This window comes from Paenibacillus sp. JT31N17 (assembly GCF_056269255.1).
In genome coordinates, this window is record NZ_JBWDNP010000008.1 from 273,655 (window position 1) to 300,166 (window position 26,512).

General features: G+C 53.1%; 29 protein-coding genes. 14 read left to right on the plus strand and 15 right to left on the minus strand.

The features are described from left to right. Positions 1–68: 68 nt before the first annotated feature. The 7 genes from AC0YOB_RS24200 to AC0YOB_RS24230 all read right to left on the minus strand — a co-directional run bounded on the left by AC0YOB_RS24200 (position 69) and on the right by AC0YOB_RS24230 (position 7,016). Positions 69–461, minus strand: coding sequence for a GtrA family protein (locus AC0YOB_RS24200; RefSeq protein WP_475794934.1), 393 nt, complete (start codon positions 459–461; stop codon positions 69–71). Then, positions 430–1,434 carry a glycosyltransferase family 2 protein gene (locus AC0YOB_RS24205; RefSeq protein ID WP_475794935.1) on the minus strand — a complete coding sequence of 335 codons (1,005 nt, stop codon included), beginning with the start codon at positions 1,432–1,434 and terminating at the stop codon, positions 430–432. The genes AC0YOB_RS24200 and AC0YOB_RS24205 overlap by 32 nt, the downstream gene beginning before the upstream one ends. Positions 1,435–1,504: 70 nt before the next feature. Further along, positions 1,505–3,859, minus strand: coding sequence for a glycosyltransferase family 2 protein (locus tag AC0YOB_RS24210; RefSeq protein ID WP_475794936.1), 2,355 nt, complete (start codon positions 3,857–3,859; stop codon positions 1,505–1,507). Then, positions 3,856–4,083 carry a hypothetical protein gene (locus AC0YOB_RS24215; RefSeq protein ID WP_475794937.1) on the minus strand — a complete coding sequence of 76 codons (228 nt, stop codon included), beginning with the start codon at positions 4,081–4,083 and terminating at the stop codon, positions 3,856–3,858. Before AC0YOB_RS24215 ends, AC0YOB_RS24210 begins: the two co-directional genes overlap by 4 nt. Before the next feature lie 96 nt (positions 4,084–4,179). Continuing rightward, entirely contained in the window at positions 4,180–5,484 is a 1,305-nt protein-coding gene (locus AC0YOB_RS24220) for a sugar phosphate nucleotidyltransferase (RefSeq protein ID WP_475794938.1), read from the minus strand. A gap of 347 nt (positions 5,485–5,831) precedes the next feature. After that, on the minus strand, positions 5,832–6,623 hold the full coding sequence (locus AC0YOB_RS24225) for a lipase family protein (protein WP_475794939.1): 792 nt from the start codon (positions 6,621–6,623) through the stop codon (positions 5,832–5,834). A 225-nt stretch (positions 6,624–6,848) separates the two neighbouring features. After that, positions 6,849–7,016 (minus strand): DUF1328 domain-containing protein, encoded by a 168-nt coding sequence (locus tag AC0YOB_RS24230; RefSeq protein WP_210045190.1) that lies wholly within the window; start codon positions 7,014–7,016, stop codon positions 6,849–6,851. Between the two features lie 300 nt (positions 7,017–7,316). Here AC0YOB_RS24230 and AC0YOB_RS24235 point away from each other — a divergent pair, with 300 nt between their 5' ends. Together AC0YOB_RS24235 and AC0YOB_RS24240 are read left to right on the plus strand one after the other, a co-directional pair. Then, positions 7,317–7,934, plus strand: a complete 618-nt coding sequence (locus AC0YOB_RS24235) for a DUF948 domain-containing protein (RefSeq protein ID WP_210045189.1) — start codon at positions 7,317–7,319, stop codon at positions 7,932–7,934. A gap of 93 nt (positions 7,935–8,027) precedes the next feature. Continuing rightward, positions 8,028–9,191 (plus strand): PP2C family protein-serine/threonine phosphatase, encoded by a 1,164-nt coding sequence (locus AC0YOB_RS24240; protein WP_475794940.1) that lies wholly within the window; start codon positions 8,028–8,030, stop codon positions 9,189–9,191. 96 nt (positions 9,192–9,287) lie between these two features. On the opposite strand, the gene AC0YOB_RS24245 is transcribed toward AC0YOB_RS24240, so the two are convergent. The 4 genes from AC0YOB_RS24245 to AC0YOB_RS24260 form a co-directional block, all read right to left on the minus strand. Next, positions 9,288–10,490, minus strand: coding sequence for a magnesium transporter CorA family protein (locus AC0YOB_RS24245; protein WP_475794941.1), 1,203 nt, complete (start codon positions 10,488–10,490; stop codon positions 9,288–9,290). A gap of 190 nt (positions 10,491–10,680) precedes the next feature. Beyond that, positions 10,681–11,463 carry a sigma-70 family RNA polymerase sigma factor gene (locus AC0YOB_RS24250; RefSeq protein ID WP_475790474.1) on the minus strand — a complete coding sequence of 261 codons (783 nt, stop codon included), beginning with the start codon at positions 11,461–11,463 and terminating at the stop codon, positions 10,681–10,683. Next, positions 11,460–11,939: an anti-sigma B factor RsbW gene (gene rsbW, locus AC0YOB_RS24255; protein WP_210045185.1), complete on the minus strand. Its 480-nt coding sequence runs from the start codon at positions 11,937–11,939 to the stop codon at positions 11,460–11,462. The genes AC0YOB_RS24250 and rsbW overlap by 4 nt, the downstream gene beginning before the upstream one ends. A gap of 30 nt (positions 11,940–11,969) precedes the next feature. Further along, positions 11,970–12,302 carry an STAS domain-containing protein gene (locus tag AC0YOB_RS24260; RefSeq protein ID WP_210045184.1) on the minus strand — a complete coding sequence of 111 codons (333 nt, stop codon included), beginning with the start codon at positions 12,300–12,302 and terminating at the stop codon, positions 11,970–11,972. 273 nt (positions 12,303–12,575) lie between these two features. Between AC0YOB_RS24260 and AC0YOB_RS24265 the strand changes: the two genes are divergently transcribed. Continuing rightward, positions 12,576–13,112 carry a hypothetical protein gene (locus tag AC0YOB_RS24265; protein WP_475794942.1) on the plus strand — a complete coding sequence of 179 codons (537 nt, stop codon included), beginning with the start codon at positions 12,576–12,578 and terminating at the stop codon, positions 13,110–13,112. A gap of 85 nt (positions 13,113–13,197) precedes the next feature. Here the strand turns inward: AC0YOB_RS24265 and ligD are convergent, their stop codons facing one another. From ligD to ku, 3 genes are read right to left on the minus strand one after another with little or no spacing between them, the layout of a single operon-like run. Continuing rightward, on the minus strand, positions 13,198–14,097 hold the full coding sequence (gene ligD, locus AC0YOB_RS24270) for a non-homologous end-joining DNA ligase (RefSeq protein ID WP_475794943.1): 900 nt from the start codon (positions 14,095–14,097) through the stop codon (positions 13,198–13,200). Continuing rightward, positions 14,094–15,152 (minus strand): ATP-dependent DNA ligase, encoded by a 1,059-nt coding sequence (locus tag AC0YOB_RS24275; RefSeq protein WP_475794944.1) that lies wholly within the window; start codon positions 15,150–15,152, stop codon positions 14,094–14,096. The genes ligD and AC0YOB_RS24275 overlap by 4 nt, the downstream gene beginning before the upstream one ends. 42 nt (positions 15,153–15,194) lie before the next feature. Next, on the minus strand, positions 15,195–16,133 hold the full coding sequence (gene ku / locus AC0YOB_RS24280; protein ID WP_475794945.1) for a non-homologous end joining protein Ku: 939 nt from the start codon (positions 16,131–16,133) through the stop codon (positions 15,195–15,197). 173 nt (positions 16,134–16,306) lie between these two features. Between ku and AC0YOB_RS24285 the strand changes: the two genes are divergently transcribed. The 11 genes from AC0YOB_RS24285 to AC0YOB_RS24335 all read left to right on the plus strand — a co-directional run bounded on the left by AC0YOB_RS24285 (position 16,307) and on the right by AC0YOB_RS24335 (position 25,976). Next, positions 16,307–16,495: a hypothetical protein gene (locus tag AC0YOB_RS24285; protein ID WP_475794946.1), complete on the plus strand. Its 189-nt coding sequence runs from the start codon at positions 16,307–16,309 to the stop codon at positions 16,493–16,495. A gap of 108 nt (positions 16,496–16,603) precedes the next feature. Further along, the gene (locus AC0YOB_RS24290) at positions 16,604–16,759 is read left to right on the plus strand and encodes a hypothetical protein (RefSeq protein ID WP_475794947.1); all 156 of its coding nucleotides are present in this window, start codon (positions 16,604–16,606) and stop codon (positions 16,757–16,759) included. A 229-nt stretch (positions 16,760–16,988) separates the two neighbouring features. Beyond that, complete coding sequence (locus AC0YOB_RS24295) at positions 16,989–17,855, plus strand: YitT family protein (RefSeq protein ID WP_210045177.1); 867 nt, start codon at positions 16,989–16,991, stop codon at positions 17,853–17,855. A gap of 400 nt (positions 17,856–18,255) precedes the next feature. Next, the gene (gene thiL / locus AC0YOB_RS24300) at positions 18,256–19,290 is read left to right on the plus strand and encodes a thiamine-phosphate kinase (protein WP_475794963.1); all 1,035 of its coding nucleotides are present in this window, start codon (positions 18,256–18,258) and stop codon (positions 19,288–19,290) included. 218 nt (positions 19,291–19,508) lie between these two features. Further along, a complete protein-coding gene (gene tsaE, locus AC0YOB_RS24305) occupies positions 19,509–20,003 on the plus strand; it encodes a tRNA (adenosine(37)-N6)-threonylcarbamoyltransferase complex ATPase subunit type 1 TsaE (RefSeq protein ID WP_475794948.1) in 495 nt (164 codons plus the stop codon). Then, positions 20,000–20,833 (plus strand): tRNA (adenosine(37)-N6)-threonylcarbamoyltransferase complex dimerization subunit type 1 TsaB, encoded by an 834-nt coding sequence (tsaB, locus tag AC0YOB_RS24310; RefSeq protein WP_475794949.1) that lies wholly within the window; start codon positions 20,000–20,002, stop codon positions 20,831–20,833. Before tsaE ends, tsaB begins: the two co-directional genes overlap by 4 nt. Next, positions 20,833–21,312, plus strand: coding sequence for a ribosomal protein S18-alanine N-acetyltransferase (gene rimI / locus AC0YOB_RS24315; protein ID WP_475794950.1), 480 nt, complete (start codon positions 20,833–20,835; stop codon positions 21,310–21,312). Before tsaB ends, rimI begins: the two co-directional genes overlap by 1 nt. Continuing rightward, positions 21,309–22,337: a tRNA (adenosine(37)-N6)-threonylcarbamoyltransferase complex transferase subunit TsaD gene (gene tsaD / locus AC0YOB_RS24320; RefSeq protein WP_475794951.1), complete on the plus strand. Its 1,029-nt coding sequence runs from the start codon at positions 21,309–21,311 to the stop codon at positions 22,335–22,337. The genes rimI and tsaD overlap by 4 nt, the downstream gene beginning before the upstream one ends. A gap of 901 nt (positions 22,338–23,238) precedes the next feature. Beyond that, positions 23,239–23,364: a hypothetical protein gene (locus AC0YOB_RS24325; RefSeq protein WP_475794952.1), complete on the plus strand. Its 126-nt coding sequence runs from the start codon at positions 23,239–23,241 to the stop codon at positions 23,362–23,364. A gap of 216 nt (positions 23,365–23,580) precedes the next feature. Continuing rightward, complete coding sequence (locus tag AC0YOB_RS24330; RefSeq protein WP_475794964.1) at positions 23,581–25,125, plus strand: 2-isopropylmalate synthase; 1,545 nt, start codon at positions 23,581–23,583, stop codon at positions 25,123–25,125. 17 nt (positions 25,126–25,142) lie between these two features. Beyond that, positions 25,143–25,976 (plus strand): class I SAM-dependent methyltransferase, encoded by an 834-nt coding sequence (locus AC0YOB_RS24335; RefSeq protein ID WP_475794953.1) that lies wholly within the window; start codon positions 25,143–25,145, stop codon positions 25,974–25,976. Positions 25,977–26,425: 449 nt separating this feature from the next. On the opposite strand, the gene AC0YOB_RS24340 is transcribed toward AC0YOB_RS24335, so the two are convergent. After that, a complete protein-coding gene (locus AC0YOB_RS24340; RefSeq protein WP_475793549.1) occupies positions 26,426–26,509 on the minus strand; it encodes an IS3 family transposase in 84 nt (27 codons plus the stop codon). Positions 26,510–26,512 lie beyond the last annotated feature (3 nt).

Consider the following 26,512-nt stretch of genomic DNA (forward strand, 5'->3'; position numbering starts at 1 on the left):
GGTTGTCAGGTGGTATTTCAATTTTGTTTTCTCGTCCGGTCTGCTGCCTTCTGCAGGCATATTCGGAACTAACGGAAGGTCCAGTTCCGGTTGAACAGATAATTTTGTACGGGTACGACAACCGTAACCAATACCTGACCAAGCAAATAGGGCAGGTGAAGCCACTCTACGGCGGCATACATAATAAGCGTATTCAGACACAGGCCGGAGCCGGAAACGATGCTGTAACGGATGAACTGCCGGTAACCGGCTTGTTTGCCGTTCTCCGTTTCCTGGAAGGTCCACTGCTTGTTCAGCACAAAGGAGACAGCCAGCACGACTGAGAAGCCCAGTACCGATCCCGCAACGGGATGGAAGCCGGCCCATTCCACCAGAGCTGCAAGCAGTGCGAAATGAAGCGCTGTTCCCAGCAGGCCCACAGCGGCGTATTTAACGATCGAGTGCTGCAGCAGCGAACGCATCGCCTGAGTCCCCCGTTTCGTCCCGCGTATAGGCCAGCGCGTTCTCGTGTTTATCAGCGATGAGGTAGCGGGGGCGGCCCTTCACCTCATGATAGATAGCGGCAATATATTCTCCGATAATGCCAAGGGAGATCATCAGAAAGCTGCCGATCAGCAGCAGCAGCAGAATAACGGTCGTAAAGCCTGTGACGGCTGTGCCCTGCAGCTTCTGGACAAGGGTGTTGATTCCAAGCGCGATGGACCCGACCAGAAACAGCGCCCCGATAATGCTGACCAAACGAAGCGGAATCGTGGAGAAGGATACAATCGCCTGAACGGCGAGCCTGATCAGGTTGAATAGATTCCAGCGGCTTGCCCCTTCTTCCCTAGCGGGGACCGAGAAGGAGACTGTTGTCCGTTTGTAGCCCAGCCAGGCGGTCATGCCTCGGAAGAAGGTTACCCGCTCCGGCATCTCACGCCAGGACTCCACCACTTTGGCGTCCAGCAGCTTGAAATCGGAAGCGCCCTGCAGCTTATAACCGGATAGATAACTCAGCATGCCATAGAAGACTTGCGCGCCTAGTTTTTTGCCTGCTGCTTCTTCGCCCCGGTTTTCCTTGACGCATTCGATGACTTCAAAGCCCTCCTCGCGCCACAAGCGCACCATCTGGGGGATGAGCTCAGGAGGATGCTGCAGATCGCCGTCCATCACAATGACCGCGGAGCCCCTGGCATGCTCCATTCCTGCACAGAGCGCCAGCTCCTTGCCAAAATTCCGGCTGAGGCGGATCGTCGTCAGCTGGGGCATATCCGCCGACAGTTTGACCAGCTGCTCCCAGGTCCGGTCCCTCGAACCGTCATCAACCACGATCAGTTCAAAGCTTGCGGCAACGGACTTTAGCGTATCAGCGATTATCCGGAGCGAACGGGCAATATGAGCGGCTTCATTATAGACGGGTACGATGACGGACAACTCGGGCAGGAATCGTTTCACGTCGGTTATGCTTCCTCTCTCGCCTTGCAATCAGGCGGCTGGTAGTTTTGCAAATCATAATGAATGGCATCTAGCCCGCCGAATCCAAAGACTTGCCTGTTTCGGAGGGAGCGGGGGACCCGGCCAGCCCGTGCTCTGTCTTTTCCCAGTAAAAAGGGTTGGTTACCAGCTGCCAGGCTGCCTTGAGGGCAGCGATACTCATGAGCACCCAGTAAACCGGTGTCAGCAGAGCGTACCGAACAAGCCTGTACGAGAAGATACGCTCTTCGTTGCTCTCCATCTCATGGATGACCCAGTACACGCCGGCCACATTGCTGAAGATAAACAGGAAGTTGCCGATATAAAATTCGATGCTGGCCAGATAATAGATGAAGCCTGGGAAAAAATCGCCAATGACCGAAAGCTCCCAGCCAAACCAGAGTATGAGCATTAGCCAGAATATCGGATTCAGGAGCGGCAGCAGCGGCGTAGCCAGTATCATCACCTGGAAGCCAATGAACCCTTTAAAGCCGATCTCACGAAAAAGCTTGACCGGATTGCGCATATGCACAAGCCAGGTCTGCATATAACCTTTGATCCATCGGGATCGTTGACGAATCCAGCCGCCTGTTCTGCTGTTTGCTTCCTCCCAGGTCCGTGAATCCACGATAGCGGTTTTGTAGCCATGCTTGTACAAGCGGATGCCAAGATCGGCATCCTCTGTTACGTTGAACGGGTCCCAGGCACCCAGTTCCTTCAGTACGGACATCTTGAAATGATTGGATGTTCCGCCGAGCGGAATCGGAACATCCAGCTGCATGATGCCGGGAAGCAACAGCTCGAACCACATGCTGTATTCCTGCGTGAACCAGCGTGTCAGCAGATTCTGGTCACTGTTGAAATAGTTCAGCTTGGCTTGAATGCAGGCATAATTGTCCGGGCATTGCTTGAAGGTCAGAAAAACCTTCTTCAGCTGATCGGGATCCGGCTGGTCCTCGGCATCGAAAATAACGACATATTCGCCGCGGGCGCGAATGAGTCCATAGTTGCACGCCTTCGGCTTGGTTTTGGGCAAGCCGTCAGGCACGACCAATACCGTATAATAGGCTGGCAGCTTCATCTCCTGCAGAATCGTGCGCATCCCATCATCATCTTCCTCGATCAGAAGGCGCACATCGAGCTTGGCTTTCGGATAATCAAGCTGCTCCAGATTATGCAGCAGATGCGGTAATACCCGGGCTTCCCTGTACATGGGAACCAGAATCGTATAGACCGGCAGATCCCGCTCATCGATGGCCGCAATATCCTCGGGCGTGAAGCGGAACTGGGAGCCGCGGCGGGAACCGTACATAATAACCGTGAATTTGAAGATGGACATCACAAAATAAAAGAGCTGGACGATCAGATTAAGCGTGAGCAGCGTTGCCCAGAAACGGACGATCAGACCGATGGCGGCAATCAGGCCAATGACAATAAAGCCGCCGATCTGGGTCCTTGTAAAGGTGGTAATCGCCGAATTATGCGGCTGCTCATCGGCAAGCTTCGAGGTACTCTCGTGAAGCATCTCGGAGCCGTAGACCTGCAGCCAGAAGCGTTCCATCTCGTCCTTGGTGGCCAGGACCTGCTCGATCGGCAGGCCAAGCAGCCGCTGTACCTCGGCACTCTGATCCGCTGTCAACGGCCCGCTGACCGCAACGAGGAACCGGTTCATATATTGGTGAATGACGATGACCTCATAGCTTCGGGCAAGCGCCTCCGATAAACGTACGGGCGTGTTGATGCTGAGCTCGCTGCCGATCCGGCCGATATTATTTTGCGTGGCGATCGCCCTGTAGAGCGTCTCCGGCTCGATCAGCTGAAGCGAAAGCAGAATATCACCCAGCAATCCTCCGCTTTTGATCTGGAAGGCCAGCGCTTTCTCGAGATTTTCAGGCGTAATAAGACCCGCCTCGATCAGCAGGTCCCCGAGCTTGCCTTTGCGCGGCTGCTCGTGGAAGGTCTGCTGAAGCTGCGCTTCAGCAATGAATCCCATATCAATGAGAATATCGCCAAGCCGTCCGCCATGACTTCTCTGCGAGGCCATGGCCGCCTGGAGCTGGGCGGCACTGATCAGCCCGTCGCGGACAAGCTGATCGCCCATGCGAAGCACTGCCGCCGGCTTGTCCGATGATGCCGCCTGCTGCGGGTAAGCATCCTCTGCTGCAGACGGACGGGACTGCCTGGCAGCTTGAACAGCTCTCAGATCCTCAATGCGGGCATGGGTCAGCTCCAGCCGTTTGGCCAGCTCATCGGCTTCCAGTTCAAGCCGCTTGACAGCCAATGCCTGTGCTTCGCGCTGACTGGACAGCAGCAGCTTCTTTTCATCCATGGCTGCCTTTTCCCGCGCAAGAATATGCTTGGCGAAGCTTCTGTTAACGCCTGTCCACTGAGTCCTCAGCCGTATCATAGCGGCTCATTCCCTTCGATCAGCTGACGTTCCAGGGCGAGTGCATCCGTCAGCCCGGCCCGCAGCCGTTCCGCCTCGACTTGTTTCGCTGCAAAAAGAATCTCGTAATCAATCCGCTCTTTTTCATACAGATCTTGCGTAATTTCCTGTTCAAGCCTATATAGTTCCAGCTGACGCTGGACATCTTCAGGACGATAGCCAAACAGGGACCGGCGGTATTTCATTTGAACCTCCTAAAGCTCTTCCTCGCATGAGGCATTACAGAGCATTGTATACACATCGTTTGATTCCCGGAAAGAACAACAGCGGCAAGTCCGGCTTCAGGCCGGGGTCACCCTGATTTCGAGCAGTTCACAGTTGGTGTCAGCCTGGAAGACGCCGCCCGGCAGCGGCTGGACATTCTGCCCTCCCGAAAGAGCCCGGTTTTCTCCGGAATAGAAATAAGAGCCATTGCCTGTCAGCAGCACCCATGTGATGGTTGCCGGCTCCGGCGCTGTACAGTCTATCTGTCCGCCTGCTATGACATGAAGGCGTTGTGTCCGCGCGGCGATGTGCCCATCGGCAACGATCATATCCACTGTCCGCGTCCAGCCATAGCTGGTATCTCCGCCGGTATCCCCGGCTTGTCCCTGCATAAGCTCGAGAAGCGGCTTGAGCCCGCCGGACGCTTGTTTGCCGGCCACAAGAATGCCATCATGGCCCGCAACCACAACAGCATCATTCACTCCGGTAACCAGCACCGGAACAGGCAGCTCGTTGATCACATTCGTATTCATGCAGTTGTTATCCAGCAAGCCTGCTCCATAAAACGCATTATCCATGGATTGGGACAGCGCATCCCAGGTCCCCATATCCGACCAGATGCCATCGTATACGAGAGCGGAGAGGCTCGTCTCGCGCTCCACAATTTCATAATCGAAGCTGATGGCGGGAAGAAGAGCATACTGCCCGCGCAGTTCGCCATAATCCGTTGGAAGGCCGCGTTTGCTGATTTCCTTGATCATGGAGGACAGCCTGAATGCAAATACGCCGCAGTTCCACAGGGCGCCCTGGTTGATCAATGCAAGGGCATGAGCCTCATCAGGCTTTTCGATGAATTCCCGGATGGCAACAGGTTCTCCCGGCTCCCCTGTCTGTTCCTCCGGCAAGATGTACCCGAACTTGCCGGAGGGAGTGGACGGACGAATGCCGATCAAGCCCAGCCGGGCAGATTCCGATTGAATCAGCTTATCCAGCTCAAACAGCTTTTGATAAAAAGTCAGTTCCGTATGATGATCAACGGGGAGGACGATAACCGTCTCATCCGGAGATGTTTTCATTTCTGTGGCCAGGTAAGCGCAGCTGAGCAAAACGGCAGGATATGTATCTTTTCTTTCCGGTTCAACAGCAGATTGAATATGTGTCCCGAGCTGTTTGTGCAGAAGCTCCACTTGCCGGGCGGATGCTGCGACAACGACCTCATGGTCGAGTCCAAGCTGCCTGAGGTGGTTCATCGTATGCTGGACCATGGAAATTTGCCGCCCATCCTGGTCCTGAAGGAACTGTAAAAATTGCTTGGATCTGCTCTCGGATGAAAGAGGCCATAGTCTTTTACCGGAGCCGCCGGAAAGTAAAATAATTTTCATGTTGCCTCCGTCGCATTGGAAATAAGAGTAATTATAAAAAATAAAAATATAGCATTATAAAAATATTAAATGGAATTAACAGGTGTAATATAGAATGAAATTATTGCATAATTCGCAAAATAAAATTATTTCAGCTGCAGGTATGGGAATAGAAAGGATGGAGGGGTACTATTATAAGTAGTTCTTATTTCCTAATTCTGGAGCTGGGAATAGATAAAATATGCTTTATTCTGACAGCAACAGGTTAATTGTATCTCATTTTTCTAATTAAAAAAAGAAGCGATTGAAATAATCAATAGTGTAATTTATTGTTAAAAATTTGAATTAGTGATTTGTCAGGAGCTTATTCAAATAAATACAGGACACAAGCCAGGAGGAGCGCTGCACAGGGCAGAGGCAAACACCGGATCCTCAACGGCCAGATTGGCAAAATAACTGCTTAAAATATGGTTGCCGCTCACGGAACCCTTACGGAAGCTGCGTCTGGACTCACCTTTCACATGAAGATAGTAATAGATATTATCTGATTTGGGAGGCTGGTAAATGAGCGGGGGGAGATGCGGGACAATATCAAATACATTTTGGACGCGGATGTTAATGGGGACGTGCTTGTTGTAGTAGACGGCGAATGAAGGCGAACCGACGCGCGGAGCTCCGAAGGTATATACAACCAGCTGATTATGGGAACGGTTGGTGACGATGTCCAGAGCTGCCAAGGTGGCGAGCGCTCCTCCAAGGCTGTGTCCCGTTATGAAAAGCGGTTTACTGTCCTGAAGGCGATCAAGCAGGCTGAAAATTTGATCTCTGGCGGACATATAAACGTCCGTAAATCCTTTGTGGGTGAGACACTGTTCATTGACGGGCTTGAACACCGTCTGCTGCGCAATCAAATCGGTTACCCAGTCCGTTGCGGAGCTGGTGCCGCGAAAAGCGAGCACGGCGGCATGATCGGATTCAATAAGAAACCCGAACGGCTCCCCGATATCGCTGAAAACAGCGGCATTGAAGGAGCCCACCACACGGTAGGTGGCGGGAACCAGAAAAAGCTCCTGATGATTCTCATACTGCATATAGGTCTGTCCGCAGACGGCTGCCAGAAAGATAGCGGTGTGAAGATTCATCTCTCCGTTATAGTCCATTGCCTTTCACTCTCCCTACCGTAGTGTATGCCCATACAGGCAGATAGGTTTATGCGGATGCAGATGAAAGCGGGCAGTGGAGGAAAACAGAGCCGGGAAGTTATCCTTTCTTATAATTGGACAAAAAGAAATCTCTCCTTGGGGTCATGGTTGATGGAGCTTCCATGAACAAAAGGAGAGATCTCTGTTGAACTATAAGATATTGGCCGATAATCATTCAGCGAATCAGACAGATGTGTTTCTTCTGCCCGTGATGAGGGAGATGACGAACAGGACGATGAAAATAAAGAACAGGACCTTAGCGATTCCAGCTGCGGATTCAACAATTCCCCCAAATCCGAAGATAGCCGCTATTATCGCAACAATGAAGAAGATGGCTGCATATCGCAACATATGAAACACCATTCCTTTCCTATTATGATCGCGCTCATTGAGCAGGTTCCATGGGAGCCAAGGGGCTGCTTGTCCATTCTGCTGCCGGCAGGAGCCCGGCTCGTCCATGTCTGATCGGACTTTAACCGCCTTGTGTGAGAGTTGAAACATAAGATTCAAATCGGATAGGCGGGGGTAAACGAATGTAACAAGCGGTTGCATGCTGCGCCGCAGATCCCCCCATAGCTAGAGATGCAGAAAACCGGATCGGCTTGCAAAAAGCACGGATGACTTTCGTAAACAATTAGGAGGAATAAGTGTATGAGCGGAACTGATATTGCGATGATTTTAATAGGGTTGTCTGTAGCTGTTTTGGCTATCTTTCTGGTCCAGACCCTCAAGAAGGTCCAGACCTCCCTCGATGCGGCAGGCAAAACGCTGCAGGAGGTCCAGCTGGCGGTTCATGGATGGAAGGATGACATCGGAGAGCTTGTCGGCAGCGCACGTAAGCTGACAGACCGCGTGGATGAGCAGATCGGCTCCATTGAGCCGCTGATGGCTACTGTCCGCGAGACGGGAGAGGCGCTTCATGAAGTGGCGGGCGTCGCCCACAACTTCTCTTCCCTCTGGTCTGCAAAGCTGCGCAGACGGGCGGAGGCCGCTGCTGTGAAGGATGCCGCCAAGGCGGCCCGGGATGCAGAGGCCAAACGCAATGCGGCGTATAGTGCCGTGAATACCGGCGCCGGGCTTACAGGCGGGGAGACAGCAGGCATGCAGACTGCCGTGACAGCAGAAGGAGCATCAACGAATTGGATGGAGGAGGCTCCTCTGGATAAGAGCGGTTATCTCCATACAACCGCAGAGCCGCAATCCACACCGGCCTGGCTGGCATGGATGGAAACGGGAGTTCATGTAGCCAAACTGATTGCCAGGCGTTAGTGGCGGAAGCAGGCTCCAGAGGTTATGATAAGACAAGGACGTAAGTAGGATAATGAACGGAACAAAGATGAACGTTCGGCTAGGAGATGGAAGATGCGAATTGTTGTCGTTGACGATAATCCGATGAATATTACGGTTGTACAGGAAATTCTCAAGCGTGCCGGCTACACCAATGTTTGGGCGGCGGCTTCCGGAACAGAGTTATTTGGCTTATTGGGATTGAACGCGCAGGGCCAGGAGCCGGAGGATTCCGCTGCCGACGATAACGGAATCGATCTGATTCTTCTGGATATGATGATGCCGGGGGTGGATGGAATCACCGCCTGCCATGCCATATCACAGTCGCCGCGGCTTCGGGATATTCCGATTATAATGGTAACGGCGATCGGCGATTCGAAGAAACTGGCGGAGGCGCTTGATGCCGGAGCCATTGATTATGTCACCAAACCGATCAACAGGATTGAACTGCTCGCCCGTATCCGGGTAGCGCTCAGGCTCAAGGAGCAAAAGGATTGGCATAAAGAGCGCGATCGCAGAGTCAGGGAAGAATTGCAGCTGGCGAGAGAGGTTCAAAGCGCTGCGCTGCCCCAGCGGGTAGAGGATGACCGCATTGCCATCAACGCCATTTTTCGGCCTTCCGAGGAGCTTTCCGGCGATTTGTATGCATGGAACCGGATTGATGACAAAAGGTATGGCATCGCTGTCATCGACGCCATGGGTCACGGCATTTCCTCATCCCTTGTATGCATGTTCATTGCTTCCGTCATGCAGGAGGCGATGACGAAGCTCGTAGAGCCGGAGCAGGTCATTCAGGAGCTGAACCGGCGCTCGCAGCAGCTGCAGTTTGCCGACCAGCTGATCCAGTATTATTTTACCGCGCTGTACGCGCTGGTCGATTTGGAGAAAGGAACCATTGAATATGTGAACGCCGGCCATCCGCCGGGTATGATCGTTCGCGGCGGCGGACAGGTCGAAGTATTCCGGCAGGGAGGTCTGGCAATCGGATTATTCGATGAAATCGAGGTTACGAAGCATGTTCTGGACATCACGGCGGGTGACCGGATGATTTTGTATACCGACGGCATGCTGGATCTGGTCGGAGAGGAAGATGACGACCAGATGGGACGTCTGAAGGAGGCTCTCCAACCCTTCGGAAGTACGGTGCCATTGGAAGAAGTGGAAGAGATTCTCTTCCAGCGGGATAATGACTCCAACCGGTCGGATGACCGCTGCCTTGTTCTGGTTGATATCAAATAAGAGGTTTCGCCAATCCTGTAATCATCAGCAGCGAACAAACAAACCCGGTTAGCGTAACCGGGTTTGTTTGTTTTGTCTATAGGATACACAAGGATCTTAATTCTTTGTCCTCTGGGAGGATCTGGAAGGTGTTGAGCTGCGCCGCAGCGTGTCTGTTCCTCCCTGGCTCCCGCTTCTCGTTTCCGTCAAGGTTCCGCCGGAGGATTTGATAATCTGCCTGGGCTTGCGGGCATACAGAAGGTCTCCGGTCCAGCCCTTATGCCACAGCCACCAATATACCAGCAGAGTCATAATGGCAATCAGGAGGCTGGCTCCAATGAATCCCCAGGTATGATGGGCGTAAGGTATGATATCGAAATTCATCCCCCAGATCGCCCCGATTACAGTGGCAGGGGCGAACAGCGTGGTAAAGATCGTCAAGGTTTTCATAATATCATTGCCGCGGAAGGTCGAGATGGAATCATCCATCATGAGCAGCGTGTCGATTTCAACGGCGTAATGCTCAAGCAGCTGGCGAATCCGCAGCACCTTGAATTCAAAACGCTTGAACTCTTCCTTCTCCATGACCTCATCGAGGAAAGCCTCTTTGGCAGCGCCATAAATTTCTTCAATCGGGATGAATAAATGGCTCCAGTGGAGGAGATCAAAGCGCCGCTCAAAAATTGAATTCATCAGTCCTGTCCGGTTGTTGTGGCGCATCGTCTGCTCGAGCTCCCCCAAACGGGTTTCGAAGGTATCGAGTCCCCTGTGAAGGATTTCGCCAATATATGTAAGCATCACGAAGAAGGCTTCGGGGGCGGATTGGCAGCGTTCAAGCTTCTCCGACCATGGCTCCAGCTGCATCCGGATGGCCAGGCGGTAATCGCCGTGCAGGGTAACCAGCTTCTGATTCGTCATCCAGAAGTGAAGAGGCTTAATATCCTCATAATCCTCTGTAATCTGAAACATCAAAGTCCCGCAGAGAATCGGCCTGCCATCCTCCAGTTCAGAAACCATCACATGGTTATGATCGGAACGCTGCAACGTCTCATTGACCCAATTCCCCATCTCGGGATGAGCCTGCTTGAATTCCCTAAGGATTTGTTCATCCTCCCGGGCATTTGAATTCTGATTGCTGAAAAAGGAATTTTCTATGGAAATGGAGCTGCTGCCATCTGCGTGCGGCTCGGAATTCGTTCTGTGATGGGAGGGGGACTTGCTGCCTCTTCGGCCGAGACCGGCCGCTCCGTCCGGTCGCTGTTTGTGAAGCACGTGCCATTCCCAATTGGCTGGAAACTGGAGCATCCGATGCATCATCATATACGAGCCTCCTGCTGATCCGTTCATGCATTTTATTGTTACCATCATAACGTGAACGCGCTGCATGCACAACTGCGGAAGGATAAGATAGTAACCGGACAATGCTGGAAAAAGGCTAAAAAGCCAATAAAATGCCGCCGCGCGGATTACCCGGTTGCGGCGGCATCATTGTTTTATCGTCGGAAGAAATCTATTCATCTGTTTGATCCGCGTCATTCTCGTTGAGATATTGTTTGAGCTTCTCGATAGCGCGCCGTTGAATACGCGAAATGCTCATCTGCGAAACCCCAAGCTTATCCGCGATGTTCCGCTGCGGCAGCCCTTCCTGATAGACAAGCAGCAGCACCTGCTGCTCCTGAGGCTTCAGCCGGGACATCGCGGACTGAAGATCCAGCTTCTTGTCAACGGAATCGAAGTCATCCGCAGGCGACCCGATCAGATCTCCCAACGTCGTTGTATTCTCTTCCTCCGAAATCGGAGTATCCAGCGAAACATAGTGATACAATTCCCGTCCGGCCAGAATTTCGGTCGTTTCCTCGACGGAAAGCTCCATATATTGGGCGATTTCCTCGATGCGGGGCGAGCGTTCCAGCGACACGGTGAGATTATCGACCGCCTGCTGAACCGCGATTCCTTTTTCCTTGATTCTGCGGGGGACCTGCACATACCAGGATTTATCACGCAAATAGTTCTTCATATGGCCGATGATGCTCTTCATCGCATAAGGCTCGAATTGAACGCCAAGTGACACATCAAATTGCTTGAATAAACGAAGCAAAGCGATTTGCCCTACTTGCATCAAATCTTCATACAAATCGGGCCGATTACGCGAAATTTTACCGGCCGCCATTCGAACCATCGGCTCATATTGGACAATAAGCGTCGTTGCCGTCTCATTGTCCGGGTTATCCTGGTAGCTCAGAATGAGTTCCGCATTGGATAACTGTGGCTGCTTGGCCGGTTGCAGATTCATACCATTTCACCACTTTTAACAAGTCGTTTGGTCAGAACCACTTCGGTTCCGGTTTCACTATTTACTTCTACCTGATCCATGAGGGCCTGCATCAGATAAAGCCCCAATCCTCCAGCCTGCAGCTCTTCAACCGATTTTCCGTGCATGGGCTCAGCCCGTCTAGCTGCGGAAGCGGCGTCAAAGCTGCGTCCGTCATCCTTGACAATGATGGAGAGAGCATCAGGCTTCTTTACAAAACGGACCTCTATATGAGGGCCTCCGTTTTGCGGCAGGGAAGTAGAGCCATGAGGCAAATCGCCGTAAGCATACAGCACGGCATTGTTGCAGGCTTCCGAAACGGCAACCTTCATATCTTCGATTTCCTCGTAGGAAAATCCGATCTTGACCGCAAGACCGTATAGAGTCAAACGGACCAGGTCAATATATTCCGCAGAAGCCGGCACTTGTAATGTTACAATCTCTTCATTCGCTTTCATGGCGTGTTCTCGTTCCTTTCCTAATAACAATCATGCTTGCCCGGTCTGTTTAAGGAGAAAAGGTGTTATTCCCGTCATATCAAACAATTTGCGAATATTTGGCGGTATGGCTTCCACCGCGAAGGGCGCATTGTTCGCGTGGCGCGCCTTCAGGACGGAGACCAGTATGCCGATTCCTGTACTGTCCACATAACGAAGCTCTCTGAGATTCAGGATAAGCTCGCGATCCGACAGTTCAACGAGCGGAGACATAGCTGCCCGCATCTGGGCAGCGGATTCGAGATCAAGCTCGCCTCCGACATAAACGATACATTTGCCTTCTTTATTTTCGGTACGTAAAAACAGCTTGTCGATTTGCTTCATATAACCTCTCCTGTACCCAAAATAGAACCTGCCGTCCTTTCATCATACCACAGGCCCAAACCCCTAAATAACTTCATTCATTATTAATTCTTCTCTATTTATACCCCTGCCCATTGCGCTTGAAACAAAAAAGCGGAGGAGGAAAAATCTGCTTGCCGCCGCCGATTGAATTTGGCCAAAAGAGGGTAAAACAAACCTGTAAAGACAGGTGATACAGGTGAAGGAAGAATCAACGGGAATTGACGAATTACATCATAATAGGAGGCGTTATTAATGGCCATAAAAATCGGAATCTTCAAAATGCAGCAGCAGGCGCTGGATGCGGTAAAAGGCTTGGAGCAGGAGGGTTTTTCCAAAACCGAGCTTAAGGTGATAGCCAAGGACCGGGAGCATTCCCGCAGGCTGGAGTCGGAGACGGATGTGCATACGGACGAAATACAGGAGCTTGCCGATACGCGCGAGCATATGGAGGATGGTCTTGGCATTCCCGCCATCGGCGTGATCGGGGCCGGAGTGGGGTCGGCAGGCGGCGTCGGAATCAATTCCGGCGGAGCAGCCGCTCCGTACGGGGCGGGTATTCTGGTCGGCGGCGGCTTTCTTGATAATGATACAGATATGGAGGATGCTCTGAATGCGCTCGGCATCGAGGGAAGCGACGCGGAAAAATGCCGCGATGCGATTGCCGAAGGCGCTATCGTCGTAACGGCCGAGACGGATGGAGACAAGCCTTCCGGCGGCGGGCCGGATCTCTCGCGCGGAGGAATTGCGGAAGCCGTGTTCCGCAGATCCGGTGCGGAAACAATTCTGTAAGCCCAATTAAATCCGGTTACTGGACGATGGGCTATAGGGATACAAATAAAAAGGACGGCGCCGAATTTCATCGGCGCCGTCCTTTTTACTTTCGGGCAGAGCCGATAAAGCTAAGGATCGGACGCAGGGATTGAGCAGGGACCCGATCAAGCAGATCCCCTTCCTGACGCAATCGGCTCTCAATATTCAGCAGGTTATAGTCAAGAATTGAAGCGTTGCGGCGCACTTCAGTCCAATGAAGCGGAGTAGAAACGGTTGCGCCCAATCTTGCGCGCGGGGAATAAGGTGCAATAATGGTCTTTCCCCTATAATGCTGCAGATAGTCGATATAGATAAGATCGCCGCGGTTTTTTTTCATCCGTTCAACCGTAAACAATCCTGGATGCTTATCGGATAGATAGCTGCCTACAAATTCTCCGATTTTGCGCAGCTCGTCAAAGGTCAAATCGGGAATAACGGGAGTAATGATTTGGACGCCTGTGGCTCCCGAAGTTTTGGGCGTGGATTGGATGCCAAGCGATTGCAGCAGATCCCCTGTTAATGCGGCGGCCTCCATAATCCTCGGTTCTTCCTCCAGGGATGGATCCAGATCAAGCACCCACTCTGTAGGCTGCAGGGGATTGCTGATCCGGTCGAAGGAAGCATGAAACTCCAGGCAGGCCAGATTGCCAAGCCACAGCAGCACGGGCAATGAATCCAGCACAACATATTGAATGTTCTCATGCTCGCGGGTCCGGACAAAGTCGGGAGCAGGCGTAGGGCTATTTTTCTGATAAAATGATTTTCCGCTTACTCCGTTAGGGAACCGGATCGTGGTCAAATGCCGGTCAGCGCAGTGCTTGATCAGCCATGGAGACAAAGCAGCCAGACGCTGCAAATAGACCGCCTTCGTAATACCCATGTCGGGCCAAAGCAGCTTGTCTGGATTGCTGACGGACAGCTCAACACCCTCTACGACAATCGTCCCTTTCACTGTACGGCTCATGCTGAAGGCTCCTTCGGCAGAAAAGTTACCAGCTTGGGATGGCGGAGCTGGCCGGCCGATGTGATTTCAAGACCGGTAACGCGGCATCGGAATGGATTCGGCAGCCACTGTACCTGCTCATGCCTGAGATCCTCCGGCATCGCGGGAAAAGGACATGACGATGCGGCAAAATGGGCGGGATCTCCGTGAAATGCAGCAGCCAAGGCACTTCTCAGAGCGTCATTCAAACCAAGCGATACGGAACCGAAGTAGGTGTTCTCCTGTGACATGATCAGACTGGCCAGGACTCCGCTGCGCCATTTCAGACCGACAATATCGACATCAAGCAGCAGGGAGGTTTTCTTCTTAAGCCAGTCCCTGTGTTTTTTGCCCTCCCCATAAACGCTCGACCAGCGTTTGCTTACAACGCCCTCCCAATGGTTCGTCTCCACCCAATTCCACAGCGCTTCCCCATCGGAAAACACATCGGCGACGAGAAGACCCGGATTAAGTCCATGACATAACCGCTGCAACCGAAGGTATCTCTCTTTGCAGGGCAAATGGCGAAGATCGCCGCTTTCGTCCGCAAGCAGGTCAAACAGCACGTAAATAAGCGCCCCGTCGCCGGATTTGGCGAAGCTGGGCAATGCTGTACCGGCAGCGGCGGCGGCTGAGCGTTTGCCGGCCTTGCCGGTAGCCGAACTGCGTTCCCGCTGCAGCACCTTTTGAAAATGGGGACGTATGCCGTCCCACCAAATCACTTCCCCGTCGAGAAGGCAGCTTCCGAGCTTTTCTCTTAGTCCTTCCAGTAAAGCGGCTATTTCCGGGTATGTGGCATTTTTATTCAGCAGATTGCGGGAAAAAAGCTCAACGCCACGGCTGTCGCTCAGACGTGCAAGTATGCGCACGCCGTCCCATTTCAACTGGTACCGCCACTCCTCTCCAACAGGGAGCCTGGGATCTGTAATGGGGGCCATCGGCTGTTGGGGAAGAACCGGCAGCGAAGGACCGGCGTTTTCCCGGTTCAACAGGCTCTTCAGTTCGTCCCTGTGCTGGTCTGCCATTGAATGATCCATCCCGCTGCTCCTCCCCTCCTTCTTGGCTAATGCTGATTTTTGCTAAGATACAGTCTCCTTCGATGAGGAGTCCTTGCCTTTTGCTTTGCGCGGTCTTGGTGTCTTCCCGGCCTTGTCATCATTGGCTGCTTCGTCTGATCCGGTATCGGAATCGTCGGCCTTGGCAGCGCCTGATGCCTGATTGCTGTCCAGGCTGCCCGGAGCATCAGGCGGCAGCTTCACGGCTTCGAGACTGGCCTGGAGGGCTGCCATCAGATCGATCACGTTCGTCCGCTGCTGCTCAGGAGCCACACGCACATCCTCGCCGGCGATTTTATGCTGTATGGCGTCCATCAACCGTGCGCGGTATTCGTCCGTGTATTTCTCCGGTTCAAATGGCGTGGAGAGCTGCTCGATCAGCATCCGCGCCATCGTCAGCTCTTTTTCATTGACATTGACCGTTTCGGGCAAGCCGGGCACCTGCGAAACCGAGCGGATTTCATCGGGATAGAAAATCGTCTCCATCGCCAGACAGTCGTCGATGACGCGAATCGCGGCAAGCGAGCTTTTGGACCGGATGGAGATGTTGGCGATGCCGATCCGCCCCGATTGCCTCATTGCTTCCAGCAGCAGGTTATAGGCGTTTCCTCCGGCCTGATCGGGAGACAGGTAATAGGTTTTTTGGAAATAAATCGGATCAATCTCTTCCAGCGCCACGAAATCCAGAATGTGGATCGTCTTGGTGGCATCGTCGCTTAGCTGTTCAAGCTCCTCCTTCTCAAACAACACAAAGCGGCCCTTCTCATATTCGTAGCCCTTCACAATGGCATTCCAGTCCACTTCAATTTCGCAGGTCGGACATTTGCGGATATAGGACACCGTGCTGCCGCAATCGCGGTGAATGAGCCGCATGGAGATATCCTTGTCTTCGGTGGCAGAGAACATTTTGACCGGGACATGAACCAGACCGAAGCTGATCGCGCCTTTCCAGACGGTATGCAAGATAAGACACCCTCCCTAAAATGACGAATTTTAAAGCCTTTTTTATGGCTCCTAGCCGCAAACATGTGCTTTTAAAGCGTATGACTTCAGTATTGCCCGAATGCATGAAAGACAATCGAACCGGGCATATTTTCATCATGCACTTATTCTCCAGCCGGAAAAGAGGGATTGGCATGGCCAAAATCAATAATAGCCAGAAAGAGGATCCATTGACGGACAAAATATGCGAGGGCCGGGAAGATTACTTTATGGATATCGACCGGATGGTCAATGAAGGGCTTGGCGGAGGGCAGGTTACCCTGCATAACGGCAAGATCGAGGAATCGACAACGGATACGATGGAACCGGAGACCAAGGATTAACAAACGATTTTACGGGATATGAATCTCCGGTCAGTTGGACATGTGTTTGGTGCCTGTGCAATTCTGGGTATTAAAGAACATATCGACAACGATCAGGAGATGATAAAAATGGCAAATCGCAACGTGGATATTGAAGAGCGCCATGTAGAGAAGAAATCCGATTCCAGCCTTGTCGCCGCTACATTTATCAAATATGCAGCTTACATCATTATCTTCTTTGGAGCTTTATACTTCCTTGTTCAATACGTGTTTCCAAAGCTTTAAGCTTTTGATCGGAAGGAGCAGCCCCGGCTTATGCCGGGGCTGTTTTTATTATCAGAAACGTATAGAAACCGGAAACGGAATTATAATAATGGCAGAAAAACGATGATAATGAGCGAAAAGGTTTTGAATTCGGTCGAAATTCAGGTATAATGAAGGAACAAGGGGAAATTTGAAGAATCAAATTAAATCTTGGGGCATAGGGTTGGAGATCATCATAAGGGGGTAAGGCATGGGCAAACAGCATTATAAGTCAACGAAGCTCGAAATTCTGATACGGATTATCTTCATCACGATCGGTGCCGGACTCGTATCGGTGGCACTTGAAATTTTTCTGGTTCCGAACAATATTATTGACGGGGGCATTGTGGGCATATCCATCATGGTTGCCCATTTGACGGGACTGCCGCTCGGACTGTTTCTATTCTTGCTTAACGTACCTTTTCTTATCCTTGGCTATAAGCAAATCGGCAAGACCTTCGCTTTGTCAACCCTGTACGGCGTTGCTGTCATGTCTATCGGCACGCAGCTGCTGCATCCTGTCAATCCTCTAACCTACAGTACATTTCTTGCGCCGGTGGTCGGCGGCGTTATTCTCGGGATTGGCGTGGGACTCGTCATCCGGTTCGGGGGATCGCTCGACGGTACGGAAATCGTCGCGATTGTGTTTAATAAGCGGGTTCCATTCTCCGTTGGCGAAGTGGTGATGTTCCTCAATCTGTTTATTCTCGGCAGTGCGGGTTTCGTATTCTCATGGGACAGCGCGATGTACTCATTAATTGCTTACTATATCGCCTTCAAAATGATTGATATTACGATTGAGGGCTTCGACGAGTCCAAATCGGTCTGGATTATCAGCGAAGAGGCTAAAGAAGTCGGCGAAGCGATCATGAGCCGTCTGGGCCGCGGAGTTACGTACTTGAATGGCGAAGGCGGCTTCACCGGCGGCTCCAAGCGCGTGATCTTCTGCGTTATCACCCGCCTCGAGGAAGCCAAGATGAAATCGATTGTCCAGGAGCTTGATCCTTCGGCTTTTCTGGCTGTCGGCAACATTCACGATGTCAAGGGCGGGCGCTTCAAGAAGCGGGATATCCATTAGACTCATCCCCATTATGTTTGATCATAATTTAACAGAAAACCTACAGTCAGCAGTGTCTGCTGTCCGGATTCAACGGGCAGGCGGATGCTGTTTTTTTGATTATAGTCAAGAAGGTTTAAAATCCGGCCTATTCTTTGCTTCTATTACTGAGGAAAGAACCTGGCTAAGCTCCAAAGCGCGGCCGCAGACGTTTTCTCCTGGAATAAAAGCTCGCCGCCGTTGTTGCGGGGCGGAGAAGGGACCGATATAATAAGGTCATTGACGGGCGGACAAGCCCGGGTAAACGCTATGACATCGCTGTCAGCGGTTGACTGCAGCGATATATGAAGGAAAGCGACGGGAGGCGGCCTGGCTGGATGAGTTCATGAGTATCCGCCACTGGACGGATGGCCGCCAAACCATGGAGCGGCTGAAGGAGCAGGGCGTCGTCCTGGGCATTGGCGACGACGCTGCTGTGGTGGAAGCGCCGCCGGGATCAGGCGGCGCGCTGCAGTGGCTGCTGGCGGTCGACACGATGGTGGAGACCGTCCATTTCAATGGGGCGACGATGGCGGAAGCCGATGTCGGCTGGAAGGCGCTGGCTGCGAATATAAGCGATATCGCGGCCATGGGCGGCGAGCCCCGGCATGCGCTCATCTCGGTGAGCGCGCCAAGGGAATGGGAGCCGGCGCGGGTACGCCGGCTCTATGACGGGCTTTACGCGTGCGCCGAGCATTACGGCGTCGCAGTGGTTGGCGGCGACACGACTTCGTCGCCGGGGCAGCTTGTTGTGGCCGTGACGGTGGTGGGCACCGTCGAGGCCGGCAAGGCTATCCGCCGGTCCGGGGCGCAGCCCGGCGATGCCGTGTTTGTGACCGGCCCGGTCGGCATGGCCGCGGCCGGTCTTCATTATTTGCTCGCCGCAGCCGGGGCGGGCGACGGGCAGTTCGTGCCGCTGGCCGCGGCAGAGGCCGCTGGCACGGCGGCGCTTGTGCAGGCGCACCGCCGGCCGGCGCCCTCGGTGCGCGCGGCGCGGATGCTTGCCGCGCGCGGAACGGTATCGTCGCTGAATGATATCAGCGACGGTCTCGCCAGCGAGGCCTGGGAAATCGCCGAGGCCTCCGGGGTCAAGATCCTGCTGCGCGAAGGGCAGCTGCCTGTCAGCGGCAGCATGGCCTCGTATGCCAGCGGTGCGGGCATACGACCGCTGGAGTGGATCTTGAATGGCGGCGAGGATTATGTGCTCCTTGGCACCATTTCGGGCAGCGATGCGGCTGCGGCCAAAGCTGAGCTTATGGAAGCGGGGCTTCCGCTGTACCTCATCGGAGAGGTGGAAGCAGGGCAAGCGAGTGTGGAAATGATTTCAGAGGGCAAAGCTGGTATTGACCCAAACCGCCAGTATCCCAAGCAGCGGACACGGATCGAGAAGCGGGGATACAATCATTTTACGGACTGATAATCACTAGAAAGAATATAGTCTATGTTTACCAGGTAAGTATATCAAAGAAGATTCACAGAAAACTTTAGTCTATGCTTCCGAAGTGTTTTCTGTTTACCAGGGAAGTATATCAAAGAAGATTCACAGAAAACTTTAGTCTATGCTTCCGAAGTGTTTTCTGTTTACCAGGGAAGTATTTCAAAGAAGTCTCACAGAAAACTTTAGGTGGAATCAAAATGAGTGTGAGTGAAACGCAGCAAACCGATTGTATAGCCGAAAGCGAGCAGGATACCGTTGCGCTTGCAGAGCAGTTGGCTGCCTGGGCGGTGCCGGGAACGGTGCTGGCGCTCGACGGCGATCTTGGAGCGGGAAAAACGCGCTTCTCGCAGGCTTTTGCCAAATCGATTGGCATCAAGGGGATTGTGAACAGCCCTACGTTTACCATTATCAAAGAATATGAAGGCGCGAAGCTGCCTCTTTATCATATGGATGTCTATCGCTTGTCCCTGGAGGAAGCGGATGAGCTGGGGCTCGATGATTATTTTTACGGAGACGGCGTCACGATTGTGGAATGGGCCAGCTTGATTACGGATTTGCTTCCGCCTGAGCGGATGCAGCTGTATATTGAGCATCTCGGTGGAGAGAAACGCCGGATTTCTTTGAGCGGAATTGGCGCCCCTTATGCCGGGTGGTGCTCGCAACTTGAAGCGATGGGAGCAAGCGGCACATGAAGGAACAGATAGAGGAAAACGGTGCGGCGGACAAGCTGGTGGTGCTTGCCCTTGACACGTCAACGGCATCGCTGGCAGCGGCGCTGGCAAGAGGCGGCGAAATTCTTGCCTCGGTCCAGTCACTCGCGGAACGCAATCATTCGCTGGCAACCGTATCGCAGCTGAAGGCTCTGCTGGATGAGACCGGCATCAAGCCGGACGAGCTGGACGGAATCGCAATCGGCCGGGGGCCAGGCTCCTATACGGGAATGCGTATTGCTGTGTCGGTGGGCAAGACGCTTGCGTGGGTATGGAACAAACCCCTTGTGGGCATCTCAAGCCTGGAAGCGCTGGCCTATGGGGCATGGCATACTCGCATCGCAGACGACAATTCGCCTCCACTTAACCGACCTGAATGGTTTATTCCGATCATGGATGCCAGGCGCGGGCAGGTATATACATCCGCTTTTGAAGCTTCTGAGGGCGGCAGCTGGAACCGGCAAGCCGAGGATGGCGTGCGGCTTATGGAGGAGTGGGTTTCGGAGCTCGACAAGAGGATCCGCAGTCTCCCGCAGGAAGCAGCTCCTGTGCGGATCTGGTTTGCAGGCGATTTGACCATGCATGAAGCGCAGTGCGAGCGCCTCCGCGCGCTTTGCTGCGAGAGCGGGTCTGAATGCGAAGTCCGGCTGTATCCTTCTACGATGGAAGGCGCTTCGGTTGCAGCTCTGGGCGCAATCCGCCTTGCAGCAGGGGAGCGGGATGATGTGCACGCTTTTGTGCCCAACTATACACAGCTGACAGAGGCGGAAGTGAAGCTGAAGGAGTCCAGGGAGAAAGGGGCTGGTGCTTAATGACGGAGATTGATGCAGATCGTCTTGTTTTTCGCGTTATGACGCTTTCCGACATTCCGGATATTGTAGAAATCGAGCAGGAGGCTTTCACCTGTCCATGGTCGAAAGAGGCTTTTGTGAACGAGATTACGAACAATCACTTTGCGCGGTACATGGTCATGGTCTATGAACAGAAGGTCATCGGCTACGGCGGGATGTGGACCATTATGGATGAGGCGCATGTGACGAATATTGCTGTCCGTGAGGGCTACCGCGGATTGGGTCTTGGCGAGCGGCTGCTGCGGGAGATCATGAAGACGGCAGTCTTTTTCGGGACGAACAGGATGACACTGGAGGTTCGTGTGAGCAATGAGATCGCCCAGCGGCTGTACAGCAAGCTCGGCTTCGAGCCCTCCGGCCTCCGGCCGAATTATTATTCGGACAATATGGAAGATGCGCTCATTATGTGGGCGGAGCTTAAGCAGGGAAGTGAAACATGACAACCAATGAATTGCTGCTCGCCATCGAGACGAGCTGCGATGAAACAGCAGTCGCCGTCGTGCGCGGAGGCCGCGAAATTATATCCAGCGTCATAGCAAGCCAGATTCAAACGCATGAGCAGTTTGGCGGCGTCGTTCCGGAAATCGCTTCGCGCCAGCATGTGGAATCCATCACGCTGATCATGGAACAGGCGCTCTCCGAAGCGGGTGCGACGTTCCGGGATATATCGGCCATTGCAGTCACGCAGGGGCCAGGGCTTGTCGGAGCGCTCCTGGTCGGCATCGTGGCGGCCAAAAGTCTGTCCATGGCTCTGGATCTGCCGCTCATTGCCACCCATCATATCGCGGGCCATATCTATGCCAACCAGTTGGTGCATGATATCGTGTATCCGTCGGTTGCGCTTGTAGTTTCCGGCGGGCATACGGAGCTGGTCGTGCTGGAGCGCGAGGGGGAGTTTCGGATTATCGGCCAGACGCGGGATGATGCCGTAGGAGAAGCCTATGACAAAGTCGCGCGTGCGCTCCAGTTTCCTTATCCGGGCGGCCCCCATATCGACCGCCTGGCGCTTGAAGCGGAGGAAGAAATCGACCTGCCCCGCTCCTGGCTGGAGCCGGATTCCTATGATTTCAGCTTCAGCGGGTTGAAGTCGGCGGTGCTTGCCGTGATCAACCAGACCAAAATGAAGGGCGAGGTGCTGAACCGCGGAGCATTGGCGAGAGGCTTCCAGTCCTCGGTCATTCATGTGCTGGTGGAAAAAGCGCTCCGCGCCGTTCGTGAGCAAGGTGCCAGGCAGCTCTTGTTATGCGGCGGCGTTGCGGCTAATAAAGGCCTGCGGGCGGCTCTTACAGCCCGCTGCAAGGCAGAGGGAGTCCCGCTGCTCATACCGCCGCTTGCGCTATGTACGGATAATGCCGCCATGATAGGCGCTGCGGCCCATCTCAAATGGAAAAGCGGTGAATTCACTCCGCTTGACATGAAGGCAGAGCCGGGTCTTTCGCTGGAAAATTGGTCGGTTCGCCATTAATTATTAATTTGGAATTGACAGACGATTCCAAGGGACTTATAATAAGCAGCAATACTTCACACTGCCATGCAGGCAGTCATACTTCTTAAACGCGAAGAACAGGAGCAGTAAGGCAGTGCCGGGTTTAGAGAGCTGCGGATTTGGTGCAACGCAGTCGAAGGCAGGCCAGAAACTCGCCTGGGAGCGGAGCATCGGAAACCTCAGGATGGTTACGGCCGAAGGCCAAGGCTGACCTGCCGGGGGTGTACGATGTAACGGCTAACCCCCGTAATCGGGTGTACGGCCTTCGATTTCTAGAGTCGGGGACGTGCATAAGTGGGCGTTCCGGCCATCTCCTTTTGGGAGACGAGGGCGTCAACAAGGGTGGTACCGCGCGGACTGTTCATAACAGCCTGTCGTCTCTTGCAATGGAGACGGCAGGCTTTTTCTGTTGTCTGGCGGTATGTGCGCAGTTGAGAATGTGAAGTAAGTCCATCCCAAGCAATAAGCAATGTACTTAGGAACCTGTCCCTTTGAAATCCAATCAATCGATGAGAATAATATAACCGACATAACACAAACGCAATGAACAGGAGTAGTAGGAACCAGTATCCGGGAACACGTTGCCCCAAGTCATGCACTCGTCTTACCGGGTGCGGCTGGAGGCGGCAGCAGAGAGCTGTTTGATTGGTGCGAGGCAGCCGATGGATATCCGAACTCGCCTGGAAGCGGACCGGCGGAAAATAAAAGGAGCTCACGCTTGACCATTACGGTCAGGCGCGGGAGCCAAGTATCGTACGCCGGCACAGTTGACCCCTGTCATCGGGTGCAGCCTTTAGGAAAGCAATCACATACAGTCTGCTGCTATATTTTGCTGCTGACTGCATGATGGATGATTTCTCAATGAGGGAGTAAGCCAGCTTTGCCGACTGAAATAAACGGCGAAGCCGGTTTCATTCCTGAAGGCTGCATAAGCGGGTTCGGACCAAGGTCCGGACAACTGGAGTGGTACCGCGGCAAGCTGCACAAACAGCCTGTCGTCTCTTGATCAACAAGAGACGACAGGCTGTTTTTTTTGATAATAAGAAACGTATAACATTCCGGCATGCTTCCATTTCCGATGGAAGGAACTTCGCTAAGCTGTCAGAGGACAGCGACAACCGTTTCTTATTGTTAACTGGCAAAAATAATGCGTTAAACATTTAAGGAGGCTAATCCTATGACAAATCAACCGGTCAACCCCAATCAAACGTCTGAGTCCGTTATGAAACGTATCCGCATATTCGATACGACGCTGCGTGACGGGGAGCAGTCCCCTGGAGCATCCCTTGCGCCGGAGCAAAAAATCATCCTCGCCCGCCAGCTGGCGAAGCTTGGCATCGACGTGATTGAACCGGGCTTCCCGATTTCCAGCCCCGGCGATTTCGCCGCGGTGCAGCAGGTATCCCGCGAGCTGCAAAATGTCGAAATCGTCGGCTTCGCCCGTGCGGTGAAAGCCGATATCGATTCCGCTGTCCGCGCGACCCAGGATGCCGCAATGCGCCGGCTTCATCTGTTCTTGTCCTCATCGGACATTCATCTTGCCTACCAGCTGCGCAAATCGAAGGAGGAGGTCGTACAAATCGCCCGGGAAATGGTCGCATATGGCAAACAGTTTGTGAACGAGATTGAATTCTCCTGTATGGATGCCAGCCGCTCGGACAGGGATTTTGTCATTGAGATGGTGGAGGCTGTTATTGCGGAGGGCGCAACGATTATTAATTTGCCCGACACGCTTGGCTATGCGATGCCGGAGGAATACGGCGAGCTGTTCCGCAGTGTCCGCAAGCAGGCGCGGGGCGGCGAAAATGTGAGCTACAGCGCGCATTGCCACAATGATTTGGGTCTTGCGGTCGCCAACAGCCTGGCAGCCGTCCAGGCGGGGGCAACGCAGATCGAGGTTACGGTCAACGGAATCGGCGAGCGCGCCGGCAACTGTTCGCTGGAGGAGCTTGTGATGGCGATTGAGACGCGCAAATCTGTTATCGGCGCTGAGACGGGCATTGTACAAGGCGAGATTTTTGAAACCTCGCGGATGGTCAGCCGGGCGATGAATTTTCCGATTGCCTACAATAAGCCGATTGTCGGCCGCAACGCTTTTCAGCACGAGTCGGGGATTCATCAGGACGGCCTGCTCAAAAACCGCAATACCTATGAAATTATGGATCCGGAAGCCATGGGCATTCCGCGCAGCATGATAGTGCTGGGCAAGCATTCCGGACGCCATGCCCTGAAGCACCGTTTGGCTGAATACGGCATCACATTGAATGAAACGGAGCTGCTGGATCTGTATAACCGCTTTGTCGAAAAAGCGGACGAAATCAAGCTGGTTCCCGATGATGTCCTTATCCGCCTGGCCAGCGAAACGACGGACATCCAGCATGATCCTTTTGTGCTGGTGGATCTGCAGGTGCTGGCAGGCACCCAGCGCTCCCGCATCGCTTCGGTTACAATTCGCGAGCGCGATTCGCAGGAGGAGCGGACGTATACCGGAACGGGCACCGGTCCGCTTGAAGCGGTTATCCACTGCATTCAGCAGGCGATTCCGGTCGCAGGAGAGTTCGAGGATCTGGAGCTGCATTCCTTATCCACAGGTGAGGACGCACGCGGAGAAGCGATTGTGAGCATGCTGCATAACAATCGCCGTTATCGCGGAACCGCCGTTCATAACGACATCATTCTCGCTGCAGCCCAGGCCTATGTGGCGGCATGCAACCAGCAGCTGCTTGGCGGTCAATCGAATCCGGAGCTGCGTACAAAAGCGGAGTAATTGGGAGGTGAAGACGGGTGGACCCGGTGATCAGCTATTACAGCTCTTTTGATGAGTGGGGAAGGCTTGAGCGCGAGCCTGTGGAATTCATGGTGAACAGCCACTATATTCAGAGGTTTCTTCCGCCCGAAGGGCATATTCTGGATAATGGGGCTGGACCCGGGAGGTATGCCATATCTCTTGCCCGTAAGGGTTATGAGGTAGCGCTTGCCGATCTGACTCCAGCCTGTGTAGAAACAGCCCGAAGGAAAGCTCAGGACATGCAGGTTGCGCACAGATTCAGCGGATTTCATACAGCCGATGCCAGGAATCTTCATCCCTTCGGGGATGAAGCATTCCATGCCTCCTTGATGCTGGGGCCATTGTATCACCTGCAGCACGAAGAAGACCGGATTCAAGCGGTTAAAGAGCTTTACCGGGTAACTAAACGGGGCGGATATGTGTTCGTTGCCTTTATGTCCCGAATCAGGCATCTCACCACATCCATCCTTTACCCACAGAGCTGGAAACCGCATGACAAGGCGGAACGGATCCAGGAGTTTATAAAGACAGGTATCTTCAATCATGAGGATAAAGGGAGATTTACCGGCGCTTACTACTATAATATTGCTGATATCAATCCCTTTATGGAGGCCCATGGATTCCAGGACGTGAAGCTTATAGCGTCAGGAAGCGTCGCGGCATCCATGCAGGAGGAGCAGTGGGATTATTGGCGCAAACAGGGTGATGAAGCCTGCCGTCAATTAAACCGCATGCTTCTGGAAGCGGCAGAGGATCCTTCTATTCTGGGTGCGTCTTCTCACCTCTTATATATAGGAAGACGAACATATTTGGGGCCGTTACGGGGATAAACAAAGCGTTAATGCAGGCTATTTTTGGTTATACACATTGTTATCCACAGAAAATGTGCATAGATGTGAATAAACGGCGCAAAGCGGCATTTACAGGGCGTTTACAATGTGCACAAAAGCGGGATAAGTTTTTCACAACCCCATTGTGGATAATGTGGATAATGTGTGTAAAAGTTTCAGTTTTCTATCCACATGTGGGCAGATAAAGAAAAATAGCGGGTTTATTGCTTGTAGTTAACATCGTTAATGGCAGAATTGCTGAACAATTCGCCAGCAGCTGTGGATAAACCTGTGGAATAAGTGGATAGATCAAAATCTAACAGAATATCCTGATGTGGGCACAAGCTGCGTACAACCGCAGATTACAGGTGTGTGCCGTGCATATAAACGAAAACCCCCGCTTCGCTTTGCCTGGTCAAGCCCCCAATTTGTAGACAATGAAAAAAGCCCTAGGCTATGAGCTGGCGTCGGTACTCAACCGGCGTCAGTTTGTTTAGTTTTAATTGAATCCGTTCTTCGTTATAAAAACGAATGAA